Raw genomic sequence first — 13,296 nt, forward strand, 5'->3', positions numbered from 1 at the left:
CCCCCCCGCCCCCCCCCCCCCCTCCGCGGGCGCCCCCCCGCCCCCGCGGGGGGCGCGCCCCCGCGGCCGTACGGACGAAAGGACGGGGCTACTCGCCGGAGCCCGTGTCGATGTCGCCCTCGGGGGCGATCGGCGGGGCGGCGCCGGGAGCCTGCTCGGCCTGTGCCTGATCCACCGGGGCCTGCTCGGCGGGCTGCTGCGCGCCCTCCTGGCCCTCCTTGGCGGCCTCCAGGAGCTTCTCCAGGCGGGGGCCGGACAGGCGCAGGAACTTGCGGTGCTCCCTGCCCCGGTCGAGGACGGCGACCTCGATCTGGGTCGCCGGGGGACGCTCCCCACCCGGCTCGGTCAGGGCGGCCAGCGCGGCGTCGAGGGCCTGCGGCAGCGGCAGTCCCTCGCTGTAGCGCTCCTTCAGGCGTCCTCCGACGGCGTCGGCCTGTCCGCCGATCACGGCCATGCCCTGCTCGTCGAAGACGGAGCCGTCGAAGGTGATCCGGTAGATCTGGTCGTCCTCGGGGGCGTCGCCGACCTCCGCGACGACGATCTCCACCTCGAACGACTTGATCGACTCGGTGAAGATCATGCCGAGGTGCTGGGCGTACAGGTTCGCCAGACCGCGGCCGGTGACGTCGTTGCGGTTGAACGTGTAGCCGTTGATGTCCGCGTAGCGGATGCCGGCCAGGCGGAGCGACTCGAACTCGTTGTAGCGCCCCACCGCGGCGAAGCCGATGCGGTCGTAGATCTCGCTGATCTTGTGCAGCGCCTTGGACGGGTTGGGCGCCACGAACAGGATGCCGTCGGCGTACTGCATCACGACCACGCTGCGACCGCGAGCGATGCCCTTGCGGGCATACTCCGCCCTGTCCCGCATGATCTGCTCGGGCGAGGCATATCCTCCGAAGGGGATGGACACCGGGGGTGATCCTCTCTTGGGTTAGCGCAGCGGCGCGGTCGGGCCTTCGGGGGCGGTCATCCGCCTCTCCAGCATGGACTCCACGAACTCCGCGACCTCGTCGTCCGGGAGGCGGCGGAAACCGTCGGCGGTGATGACGGACACGACCGGCCAGATCTTCCGCATCACGTCGGGGCCGCCGGTCGCCGAGTCGTCGTCGGCGGCGTCGTACAGGGCGTGCAGGCAGGCCAGGACGGTGTCCTGCGGGCTGGAGTTCTCCCGGTAGAGCTTCTTGAGCGAGCCCCGGGCGAAGATCGAACCCGAGCCGATCGAATGGAACTCCTTCTGCTCGTACGGCCCGCCGCCCACGTCGTAGCTGAAGATCCGCCCGAGGTCGCGGGCCGGGTCGTAGGCCGCGAAGAGCGGCACGACCACCAGGCCCTGCATGGCCATGGGCAGGTTTCCGCGGATCATGGTGGCCAGGCGGTGCGCCTTGCCCTCGGTCGACAGCGAGCGACCTTCGGTCTTCTCGTAGTGCTCCAGCTCGACCCGGTAGAGCCGGGCCAACTCCAGGCCGGTGCTCGCGGTGCCCGCGATGCCCATGCAGGAGTAGTCGTCGGTGCGGAACACCTTCTCGATGTCCCGCTGCGAGATGATGTTCCCGGAGGTCGCACGCCTGTCGCCCGCCATCACCACGCCGCCGGCGCAGGTCGCCGCGACGATGGTGGTCGCGTGCGGGATCTCGTCACCCACCGGCGCCGCCAGCGACTCGTTGCGGGCGGGCAGCAGGTTCGGCGCGTGCACGCCTAGGAACTCCGAGAACGACGACGATCCCGTATATGTGAAGAGGCTGTTCATCCAGGCTGGCTGAGATGCCACGCGACTCCCTCCAAGCGTGCGTTGTTACGCCCGACCATACTCAGGTCTCAGCACTGGTTGCACTCTTCCCGATCAGCTCAGCGCGAACCAGACATCCCACAAGAGGCCGGGCGTGCGTCCCTTACTCGTTCACCAAACCGTTTCTTTACGTGTTGGTAATCGCGTGCGAGGGTCGATTTGTCCGTACGTCAGGACTTACGGGGAGGTCGATCATGAGACCTGCGCTCGCGGTGGCGGCGGTGGCCCTGCTGACTCTGGGCGCCTGTGGCACCGGCGGCTCCGGCGACGAGGCCGTCACCCTGACCATCACGGCCAACGCGATCTCCGGCGGCAAGAACGCCGAGACCGCCGACTGGACGGCCACGTGGGTCATCCCCCGGTTCGAGGCCGCGCAGAAGGCCAAGGGCCGCGACGTCCGCGTGGTGTTCCAGCCGAGCGGCGTGGACGACGAGCAGTACAAGACGAAGGTCGCCCTCGACCTCAAGTCGCGGGCGGGCGCCGACGTCATCGACCTCGACGGCATCTGGGTGGGCGAGTTCGCCCAGGCCGGGTACATCAAGCCGCTCGCCGAGGTCGCCGGTCCCGCGGCGGACTCCTGGGAGGGCTGGAGCCAGATCCCGCGGGCCGTGCAGGGCCTCGGCACGTTCGAGGGCAAGAGGTACGGCCTGCCCCAGGGCACCGACGGGCGGGTGCTGTTCTACAACAGGGCCCTGTTCCGCAAGGCCGGCCTGCCGGACCGCTGGCAGCCGCGGAGCTGGCAGGAGATCCTCGACGCCGGCGCGGCGCTCAGGAGGGCCGGGGTCCCGGTCCCGATCCAGATCGACGCCGGCACCGCCATGGGCGAGGCGACCACCATGCAGGGCGCGCTGCCGCTGCTGGCGGGCGCGGGGGCGCAGATCTACGCCGACGGCAAGTGGACCGGCGCCTCCCGGGCGCTCAGGGACGTGCTGGACTTCTACCGGCAGGTCTACTCCGGCGGCCTCGGCGACCCCAGGCTCCAGCAGGAGGCACGGGGACGGGACAAGTCGTTCGCCCAGTTCGCCGCGGGCAAGATCGGGATCCTGGCGGAGGGCGACTACTTCTGGCGGTCGGTGATCGAGCCGAAGGCCGGGGTCGCCCCGATGAAGGACCGCGACTCCGTCGTCGGCTACGCCCTGATCCCCGCCCAGCGCCCCGGCGCGGGCATCCGCGGCCAGGACTTCGTCAGCATGTCCGGCGGCGCCGTACGCGTGCTCAACCCCAACTCCAAGAACCCGAAGCTGGCCTGGGAGCTGCTGTCGTTCATGCACTCGGCCGAGGCCACCACGTCGCAGCTCGCCGGGGCCGCCAGGATCACGGCGCGCAAGGACGTGAACGACACGGTGCTGGGGGCCGACCCGATGTTGAAGTTCGTCTCCGACGAGGTCCTGCCCCTGACGGCGTACCGGCCGCCGCTGGCCGTCTATCCGCAGGTGTCGGTCGCCCTGCAGGAGGCCACGGCCGCGGTCGTGTCGGGCACGAGCGTGGACGAGGCGGCCGCCGCCTACCAGCGCAAGGTCGAGTCCCTCGTCGGCGGCCCCGCCCATGTCGCGAGCTGAGCATGTCACGAGCTGAGTCCGGCACGCTGGGCCGCCGTCCCGCTGTGGGGTTCGTGGTGCCGGCGCTGGTGCTGATCGGGGTGTTCCTGGTCTTCCCCGCGCTGTGGACCATCTACCTGGGCCTTACGGACTACCGGCTGACGGGCCTGGCGGCGGCCGATCCCCGGGTGGTCGGGGCGGCCAACTACGCCGAGGCGCTGGGCGACGAGCGGTTCCGCGCGTCGCTGTGGCTCACCGTGCAGTTCGTGCTCGGCTCGGCCGTGCTCGGGCAGGCGGTGCTCGGGTTCGCGATCGCGTGGGCGCTGCGCGACCGGCGGGGGCCGCTGAAGAGCGTCACCGAGGGGCTGGTGCTGCTCGCGTGGATCCTGCCGTCGTCGGTCGTCGCGTTCCTGTGGATCGCGCTGCTCGACCGCGACGGCGGGACGCTGAACGCGATCCTGCACACGCCCGGCCTCGCCTGGCTGCTCGACCACCCCATGGCGTCGATCATCGTGTTCAACGTCTGGCGGGGCACGGCGTTCTCGATGATGCTGTACGGCGCGGCGCTGGAGAACGTGCCGCCGTCGCACCTGGAGACCGCCCGGCTCGCCGGCGCCTCGACGTTCCAGCAGCTCAGGGACGTGGTCTTCCCGCACGTCAAGGGGCACGTGCTGACGAACCTGCTGCTGATCACGCTGTGGACGTTCAACGACTTCACGGCCTTCCAGCTCACCGCCGGAGGCCCCGACGGGCGGTCGGAGATCCTGCCCGTCTACATCTACAACGTCGCGATGAGCGGCGGCAGGCTCGGTTTCGGCGCGGCGGTCTCCTTCCTCGTCCTCGTGGTGAACCTGGTCCTGGCGTTCGCCTACCTGCGCCTCCTGCGGTCCCGGGGGGAGGTGAGGCCGTCATGACGCCCGTGCGCCACGTGCTGGGGACCATCGGGCGGACCGCGTTCCTCGCCCTGGTGCTGGGGTTCTTCGCGCTGCCGCTGCTGTGGCTGGCCTCGGCGCCGTTCGACGCGCATCCGTCGATCACGGCGTCGGTGCCGGAGTTCACGCTGGCGAACTTCCGGGCGCTGCTGGACAACCCGTACGCGCTGGGCTCGCTGCGCAACTCGCTGCTCCAGGCGTGCGGCAGCGCGGCCCTGGTCGTGACGCTGGCCGCGCTGGCGGCGTACGCGCTGTCGCGGGCACGGGTGCCCGGCCGGGACGCGCTGCTGTACGTGCTGCTGCTCCTGTCGTCGGTGGTGACGGGGACGGCGGCGATGGTGCCGCTGTTCGAGCTGGCGACCCGGCTGAACCTGATCGACACCCACCTCGGCGTCGTCCTCACGCTGTCGGGCGGCCTGCTGCCCGCCGCGATCTTCATCCTGAAGGACTTCATGGACGCCACGCCCACGTCCTACGAGGAGTCGGCGCGGGTGTTCGGCGCGTCGCCGGGACAGGTGCTGCGGCACGTCGTGATCCCGCTGGTGCGGCCCGGCCTGGCGACGATCGCGGTGTGGGCGGTCGCCAACGTGTGGGGCAGCTTCCTGCAGCCGTTCATCCTGCTGCGCGACCCGGACAAGGCCCCGGGCGCGGTCATCCTCTACACGCTCTACACCGAGGGGGGCGCGCCGCGCCTCGACGTGATCTCGGCGTTCTCGCTGCTCTACTCGCTGCCGGTGGTGGTGATGTACGTGTTCGTCAGCCGGAGGTACGGCTTCCGCTTCCACGGGGGGATCAAGCGGTGATCGCGTTGCGCGGCCTGACCAAGGAGTTCCCCGGCGGGGTGCGGGCGGTCGACTCGCTCGACCTGGAGATCGGCGACGGCGAGTTCTTCGCGCTGCTCGGCCCGTCGGGCTGCGGCAAGACGACGCTGCTGCGGACGATCGCCGGACTGGAGACCCCCACCTCGGGCCGGATCGAGATCGGCGGCGTGGACGTCACCGGGACGCCTCCGGGACGGCGGGACGTCGCGATGGTCTTCCAGGACTACGCGTTGTTCCCGCACATGGACGTGACCGCCAACATCGCCTATCCGCTGCGGATCAGGAAGGTCCCGCGGGCCGAGCGCGAGGCGAAGGCCGCCGAGACCGCCTCCCGGCTCAGCCTGTCGGAGCTGCTGGACCGCAGGCCCGGGCAGCTGTCCGGCGGGCAGCAGCAGCGGGTGGCGCTCGCCCGGGCGGTCGCCTGCCATCCGAAGCTGTTCCTGTTCGACGAGCCGCTGTCGAACCTGGACGCGCGGCTGCGGCTGGAGGCCCGCACGTTCCTCAAGCGCCTGCAGCGCGAGCTGGCGGTGACCACGGTCTTCGTCACGCACGACCAGAGCGAGGCGCTGGCGCTGGCCGACCGCATCGCGGTCATGTCGGCCGGGCGGATCACGCAGCTCGGCACGCCGTCCGAGGTGTTCCGCCGCCCGGCCACCACGTTCGTGGCCTCCTTCATCGGGTCCACGCCGATGAACCTGCTGCCGGGCGTCGCCTTGGACGGCGTGCTGCGGGTGGCCGGGGCCGAGTTCCCCCTTCCCGACGGCACGCCCGAGGGCGAGGTCCTGTACGGCCTGCGGCCCGAGTACGCCGACCTGACCATTCGGGAGCCCGGGGAGAAGGGGGCGTTCCGGGGGAAGGTGGCGGTGGTGGAGAATCTCGGCACGGCCCATCTCGTCACGCTGGAGTGCGCGGACCACCTGCTGCAGGTGGTGGTTCCCGAGGGTGCCGAGCCCCCGCCGGGGACGGCCGCCTGGGCGGTCCCCCGCCCCGGCCGGGCGCTGCTCTACCGCGACGACACCCTGGTGGGTGGCGCGTGACGACCAGGGCCGCGATCAGCGGCACGTGGACGCTGGACGACCGGCTGGCCGGGCCGGTGGCCGAGGTGCCGGTGGAGGTGCGGCCCGGCACGGCCGCCCTCACGGTGCGCCTGTCCTACGACCGGTCGGCCGGCGTGCTCGACCTCGGCTGCGCCGGGCCGGCCGGATTCCGCGGCTGGTCGGGCGACGCGCGCTCCGAGTACACCATCACCCCCTCCTGGGCCACCCCCGGCTACCTGCCCGGCGAGATCGAGCCGGGGGTGTGGCGGGTGCTGGTCGGGCTGCACCGGGTGCCCCTCGGCGGTCTGCCGTACGAGATCCGGGTGATCAGGCACGTGCGCCCGCCCGCCCGGCCGCGCCGGCGCCGCACCCGCTTCTCCCGCGTGCCGGGGCCCGTCCCGCCCGAGCCCGCCGCCGTACGGCGCCGCCTGCCGTCGCCGCCGGGATACCGCTGGCTCGCCGGGGACCTGCACGCGCACACCGACCACTCGGACGGGACGCTGAGCGTCTACGAACTGGCCTGCGTGGCGGCCGCGGCCGGGCTGGACTTCCTCGCGGTGACCGACCACAACACCGTCAGCCATCACACGGAACTGGCGGCGGCCTCGGCGCTGGCCGGTCTCGTGCTCGTGCCGGGGCAGGAGGTGACCACCGACCTCGGGCACGCCGGCGCGCTCGGGGACGTCGGCTGGATCGACTTCCGGCGGCCCCCCGACGAGTGGGCGAAGACCGTACGGGACCGGGGCGGGGTGCTGTCGGTCAACCACCCGGTGGCGGCCGACTGCGCCTGGCGGCACCCGATGGCCGACCGGCCGCGGGTCGTCGAGCTGTGGCACTGGAGCTGGTGGGACCGCAGCTGGGGGGCGCCGCTGGCCTGGTCGCAGGCGTGGACGGGCGACCCGGCCGGCGACCTCGTGGTGGTGGGCGGCGGGGACTACCACCGGCCCGAGGAGGGTCACCCGCCCGGCGCGCCGACGACGTGGGTGCTCGCCGAGGGCGACGGCCGGGGTCCCGAGGCGGCCGGGGCGGTCGTACGGGCCGTGGCGGAGGGGCGGACGGCGGTGTCGGCCTCCCCCGGCGCCCCGCTGCTGCTGCGGATGGAGGACGAGTTCCTCGCCGTGGACGCCGACGGGCTGGTGCTGTGGGGCCCGCAGACCCGGCGGGTGGTCCGTGGGGACCTCGCGCTCCTGCCGGCCCGGCCGGGGGTGCACCGGCTGGAGACGCCCGCCAACGAGGTGATGGCCGTCTGCACGTGACGGGGTTGTGCGCCGCCACCGATGGGGAGGTGCAGGGCAGGTCGCCGAGCGGAGGAGGGTGAGGACGTGGAGACGGTGAAGGTGGGGATCGCCGGGCTTGGCGTGGTCGCGCAGGTCGTCTACCTGCCCCTGCTGGCGCGGCGGCGCGACCTGTTCCGGGTCGCGGCCGTGTGCGACCTCGACCGCGGGCACGCGGAGACGGTCGGCCGGGAGGCGGGCGTCCCGGCGTACGACGACCCGCTGACGATGCTCGACAGGGGCGGGTTCGACGCGCTGATCGTGCTCACGCCGGGGTCCCACGGGCCGCTGGTGCGGGCCGCCCTCGAACGCGGCCTGTGGGTGCTGTGCGAGAAGCCCCTCGCCTACAGCCGGGCCGAGCTGAGCGGCTTTTCCGGCGAACGGCTGATGGCCGGCTACATGAAGCAGTACGACCCGGCCTCCCAGCGGCTCGTGGAGGCGCTGCACGAGGCCGGCGGGCCGGAGGTCGTCCGCCACCTGGACGCCACCGTGCTGCACCCGTCGGAGGAGTCGCAGCTGCTGTTCGCCCGGGCGCGGCCCGGACGGCCCGCGCCCGAACGGGTGGCCCCCTACGCGGAGGCCGACGAGCGGGCCCTCACCGCCGCGCTCGGCACATCGTCCGAGCGGCTGCGGCGGCTGTACGCGGAGGTGCTGCTGAGCAGCATGTCCCACGAGCTGTCGCTGATTCGGCTGTTCACCGGGTCTCCCGACACGGTGGACCACGTGGCCGTGTGGCCGACGGAGGTGTTCCCGCCGTCCCTCGAGGTGAGCGGGACGCTCGGAGGCGAGTGCTCCGGCAGGTACGGCATCCGCTGGCACTACCTGCCGAGCTACCCGGCCTACCACCAGGTCATGACGCTCCACCACGAGCACGGCTCGCTGGAGCTGCGCTTCCCCTCCCCTTATCTGCTGAACGCGCCCACCCGGCTTACGGTCACCTGCCGAATCGGCACCACCGAGCGGACGGTCGTCAACGAGGACGTCGCCGAGGCGTTCGAGCGCCAGCTGCGCGCCTTCCACCGCTTCGTCACCCAGGAAGAACCGCCGCTCACCGGACTCGACGGGGCCCTGGAGGATATCGTCACGGCGCAGCGGATCGTGCACCGGTACGCGCGGTGGGCGGGCATCCCCATCGGCGGGGAGTGCGCCCAGGAGGTCACCGGCGCCCCGCGGGAGGCGACCGCCGGGGCCGACGTCAGCAGCTACGCCGAGGAGGGCGGGAGTGGAGCCAGCGGGCACGCCGAGGAGAGCCTCAGCAGATAGCGACAGGATCGTGGTGGTCCCGCACACGCACTGGGACCGCGAGTGGTATCTGCCCTTCCAGCGGTTCCGGGTCGGGCTGGTGCGGGTGCTCGACGAGGTCCTGGACGCCATGGCCGCCGACCCCGCCTACCGCTTCACGATGGACGGCCAGCTCGCGGCGATCGAGGACTACCTGGAGATCCGGCCCGCGCGGCGCGGCGACGTCGCCCGCTTCGTCGCCGAGGGACGGCTGGCCGTCGGGCCCTGGCTGATCCTCGCCGACGAGTTCCTGTGCTCGGGCGAGACCCTGCTGCGCAACCTGGAGTACGGCATGCGGGGCGCCGCCGCGCTCGGCGGCGCCATGCCCGTCGGTTATCTGCCCGACCAGTTCGGCCACTGCGCCCAGATGCCGCAGATGCTGGCGCTGGCCGGGCTGCGCCTGGCGTGCCTGTGGCGCGGCGTGCCCGCGCACGTGGACCGCGACGCCTTCGACTGGACCGGCGCCGACGGCACCACGATCAGGACCGCATACCTGCCCGGCGGGTACGGCAACGCCTTCGGCCTGTTCACCGGCCCGGCCGAGGGCATGCCCGACCGCGTGACGGCCTTCGTCTCCACGGCGGAGGGCTGGGCGACGGGCAGGACGCTGCTGGCGATGTACGGCGCGGACCACTCGGCGCCGGCCCGAGAGATCACCGCCTCGGGGCTCCGCGTCGCCACCCTCGCCGAAGCGCTGACCGGCGATCCGGGTGACGGGGAGGTGCCACGGGTGCGGGGGGAGTTGCGCTCGCACGCGCGGGCCAACATCCTGCCCGGCGTGATCTCGGCCCGGGTGCCGCTGAAGCAGGCCATGGCGCGGGCCGAGCGGGTCCTCACCCGCTACGCCGAACCGCTGTCCGCGCTGTGGCTCGCCGACCGGTCCGCCTGCGAACGCCTCGTCGACATGGCCTGGCGGTCGGTGATCGCCTGCAGCGGGCACGACTCGGTCACCGGGTGCGGCTCCGACGAGACCGCCCAGCAGGTGGCCGCGCGGATCGCCGAGGCCGGGCAGACGGCCCAGGCGGTCGTGGACCTGGTCGCGGCGTCCCTCGCCGAGGCCGCGCCGAAGGGCGCGCTCGTGGTCGTCAACCCGTCCCCGTTCGAGCGGACCGGCCTGGTGCTCGCCGACCTGCCGGAGGACCGCGCGTCCCTGGCGGACGGCCGGGGGCGTCCCGTCCCGCTGCAGCGGCTCGAACACGCCCCCACACTGCTCGACGAGACCGTCATGGACGACCTCGCACAGCTTCTGGGGCGCGTCCACGAGCGGGAACTGTACGGCCACGAGATCGTCTCCTGGCACGCCGGGGACGGCGTGTTCACCGTCACCGTGAGCCGGCACGCCTCCGGCGCGTACGCCTACGAGGACCTGCGCCGGGCCGTCCTGGAGGCCGGTCCCGGGCCGTGGGTGGTCCGCACGGTGGCCGAGCCCGTGGTCACCGTGGCCGCGCTGGTCACCGTGCCACCGCTCGGCCGGGCCGTCCTCACCGCCCGTCCGCCCGCGCCCGGCCGGCCCGCCCCCGTCGCGGACGCCCTGCGGACCGACGCGTACGGATTCGAGCCGGTGCTGGACAACGGGCTGCTGCGGGTGCGGGTGGCCGGCGACGGGACGCTCTCGCTGCGCGGCGCGGACGGGGCCGAGGTCCACGGCGTCGGACGGATCGTCCACGGCGGGGACGCCGGGGACACCTACAACCACGCGCCCCCGCCGGACGACCGGCTCCTCGACCGGCCCTCCCGGGTCGTCGTCGAGGAGATCTGCTCCGGCCCGCTGACCGGCGCGTACGAGATCACGCGGGTGTACGACTGGCCGGCCGGCCTCGGCGACGGCGACGGCGACGGCGACGGCGACGGCGACGGCGAGACCGTGCCGACGGCCGTCACGACCCGGGTGGAGCTCAGGGCGGGCGAGCCGTTCGCACGGTGTGAGATCACCATGGATGTGCGCTGCCGCGACCACCGCGTCCGCTGGCACGCGCCGCTGCCCCGCGCGGCGGCCGAGTCGTACGCCGAGGGACAGTTCGCGGTGGTGCGGCGCGGCCTGGCGGCCGAGGGCGGGGGCGGCGAGCGGCCGATCCCGACCTTCCCCGCCGAGTCCTTCGCCGCCGCCGGCGGCCTGGCCGTGCTGCTCGACCACGTCACCGAATACGAGATCACCAGGGACGAGATCGGCGGGGACGGGACCGAGATGGCGCTGACGCTCGTGCGGTCCGTCGGCTACCTGTCCAGGAACCGCAACCCCTACCGCGACGAGCCCGCCGGGCCCGAGGTGCCCACCCCGGCCGCCCAGTGCCAGGGGCCGCTGACCGTGCGCTTCGCCGTCCTGCCGTACGCGGGCGAGTGGCACGAGGCCGGGCTGCCGAGGCTCGCCGAGGAGTTCCGCCACGATCTGCTGGCCGTACCGGGCGCCGGCGCCGCCGGTGCGGACGGCCCGGGCGCGGGCGGTCGCCTCGAGGTCAGTGGGGACGGCGTCATGATGGCCGCCCTGCGCGAGCGGGACGGACGGCTGGAGGTCCGCCTGGTGGCCGAGCATCCCACGGCCACCGAGGCGGTCGTCCGGGGAGATTTCACCGCGGCCTGGACGGCCGGCGTGCCGGGCTCTCCCCTGAGCCCTTTGGAGGTGTCCCGCGACGAGGTGTTGCCAGACGACGGGGCCGACGGGCAGGGGCCCGCGGCGTCGTGGCGGGCGGTGCGCGTCCCGCTGAAGCCCTTCGAGATCGCGACCGTTCGACTCGGCGGAGCCTGACCCCTCAGCCTGACAAGCCGGCCTTCACGGGGCCGGTGGAACCGGGGCGGTCTGCCGGCGTCGCTCACCGAATGGTCTGCGGCATCGTCGCCGAGGGCGGCTTCGTGCGCCCCTCATCGCGGCGCGGCGCAGAGGGCGCGTCCGGCGGGAGTTTCCGGGCCCGACGGCGGCCCTGCCGGGGGTGATCCCCCCGGCGCGGCCGCCACCGGCCCGGACGCCTCCCACCGGGGCTACTGCCCGCCCTTCTGCACGTAGGAACGGACGAACTCCTCCGCGTTCTCCTCGAGGACCTCGTCGATCTCGTCCAGGATCGCGTCCACGTCGTCGGTGAGCTTCTCGTGACGCTCCTGGACGTCCGGGGACGCCTGCGCCTCGGTCTCTTCGACTTCGTGCTCCTGACGCCCGGTCTGCTTCTGGCCGCCGGTTTCCTTGGTCGCCATCCCTGACACCTCCGCTGCTCGGGGGGACGCCTCTCCCCATATCTTCCCCGAACCGACCGACAATGCGCGCGAAAGAGCGCGCGATCTTCGGCCCGGCCGCTGTGGCCAGACAACCCGGTGAGCGCCGGGAAGGCAAACGCGCGGTATCCGGCCCGGCGGCGGGCACGCCGGGGCGTGGGAGCCGACCGCGTTAGACCGGATCGTTATCGAGGTCACACTCTTCGTGGCCGCCTTTCGGCACAGAGCGACCGCGTCCGGGACGACAATTGATGGATCACGGCACGACCTAGCGCACGGGTGGTCGATGGCATCGCACGCACGGCAACTGCTGGCGGATCGGTACAAGCTGCTGACGCCCTTCCGGCGCGACGGCGGCGGGATCATGTGGCAGGCGCACGATCTTCGCCTCAAGCGCGACGTCGCGATCAAGGAAGTGCAACCGCCGTACCGGGTGGACGTGGCCGACCTGCCGGCCGCTCGCCGGCAGGCCCTGCGGGAGGCCCGTTCCGCGGCCCGGCTCAGCCACCCGGCCGTCATCACCGTGCACGACCTGCTGGAGGACAAGGGCCGGCTCTGGATCGTGACAGAGCTCCTGCAGGGCCTCACGCTGGGCGACACCGTCCGCCACCTCGGCCGGCTGCCGGTCCACTGGACCGCCTGGGTGGGCTTCCAGCTCCTGTCGGGCGTACGGCACGCGCACGCGATGGGCGTCGTCCACGGCGACATCCGGCCCGCCAACGTCATGCTGACCGAGGACCGGGTAGTGCTGACCGACTTCGGCATCGCCGCCTTCGACCGGGACCCCGCCGGGTCGACGACCGTGCCCGTGGCGCGGTCGGGCGCCTTTCTCGCCCCGGAGCGGCTGCGCGGGAAGGGCCTGGCCCCCGCCGCCGACCTGTGGTCGTTCGGCGCCACGCTGTACTGCGGGGTCGAGGGGCGGCCGCCGTACCCGGCCTCGGGCCCGCTGCCGGCCGCGGCGCTGCTGGGCCGCGAGCCTGAGCCGCCGCACCGGGCGGGCCCCCTGCGACCGCTGATCGAGGGCCTGCTGCGGCACGACCCGGACGAACGGCTCACGGTCGACCAGGCGATGCACGTGCTCGTGGACGTGTTGCGGCGGCAGGGCATCCCGGCCGCGACGCCGGGCCGTACGGCAGGCGAGCTGCCCAGCCGCACCACGCCCGACACGGCGCCCAAAATGAGCGGAGCGCACCCCTCTGGCCGTTCCTCCGGCCACGGGTGGCCCCTTGCACCCCGGGAACTCACAGCGCCCGGGGAACTCACCACCGGGCGCTTCTACGACGTGGATTCACGCCGCCGGGACAATCCCTACTGGCCCACCCCCACGACCGGGCCCCGCCGGCCCAGGCCTCCACGCCTCCCGTAGCCCCCGGGCCGCCGGCCTGCGGCTTCGCGGGGCGGGACGGGCCGGACGACTCCCCCGGGT

General features: G+C 73.2%; 11 protein-coding genes. 8 read left to right on the forward strand and 3 right to left on the reverse strand.

From position 1 onward, the window contains the following. Nucleotides 1–88: 88 nt before the first annotated feature. Both prcA and prcB read right to left on the reverse strand, forming a co-directional pair. Nucleotides 89–910, reverse strand: a complete 822-nt coding sequence (gene prcA / locus IL992_RS18915; RefSeq protein WP_193204671.1) for a proteasome subunit alpha — start codon at nucleotides 908–910, stop codon at nucleotides 89–91. Nucleotides 911–931: 21 nt separating this feature from the next. Further along, a complete protein-coding gene (gene prcB / locus IL992_RS18920; RefSeq protein ID WP_193204755.1) occupies nucleotides 932–1,747 on the reverse strand; it encodes a proteasome subunit beta in 816 nt (271 codons plus the stop codon). Nucleotides 1,748–1,980: 233 nt separating this feature from the next. On the opposite strand from prcB, the gene IL992_RS18925 reads away from it, so the two are divergent. The 7 genes from IL992_RS18925 to IL992_RS18955 all read left to right on the forward strand — a co-directional run bounded on the left by IL992_RS18925 (nucleotide 1,981) and on the right by IL992_RS18955 (nucleotide 11,412). Further along, nucleotides 1,981–3,345: an extracellular solute-binding protein gene (locus IL992_RS18925; protein WP_193204672.1), complete on the forward strand. Its 1,365-nt coding sequence runs from the start codon at nucleotides 1,981–1,983 to the stop codon at nucleotides 3,343–3,345. A gap of 2 nt (nucleotides 3,346–3,347) precedes the next feature. Then, complete coding sequence (locus tag IL992_RS18930) at nucleotides 3,348–4,238, forward strand: carbohydrate ABC transporter permease (protein ID WP_193204673.1); 891 nt, start codon at nucleotides 3,348–3,350, stop codon at nucleotides 4,236–4,238. Then, on the forward strand, nucleotides 4,235–5,059 hold the full coding sequence (locus IL992_RS18935; protein WP_193204674.1) for a carbohydrate ABC transporter permease: 825 nt from the start codon (nucleotides 4,235–4,237) through the stop codon (nucleotides 5,057–5,059). The genes IL992_RS18930 and IL992_RS18935 overlap by 4 nt, the downstream gene beginning before the upstream one ends. Continuing rightward, on the forward strand, nucleotides 5,056–6,114 hold the full coding sequence (locus IL992_RS18940) for an ABC transporter ATP-binding protein (protein ID WP_193204675.1): 1,059 nt from the start codon (nucleotides 5,056–5,058) through the stop codon (nucleotides 6,112–6,114). The genes IL992_RS18935 and IL992_RS18940 overlap by 4 nt, the downstream gene beginning before the upstream one ends. Then, nucleotides 6,111–7,370 (forward strand): CehA/McbA family metallohydrolase, encoded by a 1,260-nt coding sequence (locus tag IL992_RS18945; protein ID WP_319018659.1) that lies wholly within the window; start codon nucleotides 6,111–6,113, stop codon nucleotides 7,368–7,370. The genes IL992_RS18940 and IL992_RS18945 overlap by 4 nt, the downstream gene beginning before the upstream one ends. A gap of 66 nt (nucleotides 7,371–7,436) precedes the next feature. Beyond that, a complete protein-coding gene (locus IL992_RS18950) occupies nucleotides 7,437–8,651 on the forward strand; it encodes a Gfo/Idh/MocA family protein (RefSeq protein ID WP_319018660.1) in 1,215 nt (404 codons plus the stop codon). A 10-nt stretch (nucleotides 8,652–8,661) separates the two neighbouring features. After that, the gene (locus tag IL992_RS18955) at nucleotides 8,662–11,412 is read left to right on the forward strand and encodes a glycoside hydrolase family 38 N-terminal domain-containing protein (RefSeq protein ID WP_319018661.1); all 2,751 of its coding nucleotides are present in this window, start codon (nucleotides 8,662–8,664) and stop codon (nucleotides 11,410–11,412) included. A 230-nt stretch (nucleotides 11,413–11,642) separates the two neighbouring features. On the opposite strand, the gene IL992_RS18960 is transcribed toward IL992_RS18955, so the two are convergent. Beyond that, complete coding sequence (locus IL992_RS18960) at nucleotides 11,643–11,852, reverse strand: ubiquitin-like protein Pup (protein ID WP_079315247.1); 210 nt, start codon at nucleotides 11,850–11,852, stop codon at nucleotides 11,643–11,645. A gap of 304 nt (nucleotides 11,853–12,156) precedes the next feature. Here IL992_RS18960 and IL992_RS18965 point away from each other — a divergent pair, with 304 nt between their 5' ends. Next, nucleotides 12,157–13,236 carry a serine/threonine-protein kinase gene (locus IL992_RS18965; protein WP_193204676.1) on the forward strand — a complete coding sequence of 360 codons (1,080 nt, stop codon included), beginning with the start codon at nucleotides 12,157–12,159 and terminating at the stop codon, nucleotides 13,234–13,236. Nucleotides 13,237–13,296 lie beyond the last annotated feature (60 nt).

Origin of the sequence: Microbispora sitophila, assembly GCF_014892245.1 — a bacterium.
In the GTDB taxonomy this organism is placed as follows: Bacteria; Actinomycetota; Actinomycetes; order Streptosporangiales; family Streptosporangiaceae; genus Microbispora; species Microbispora siamensis.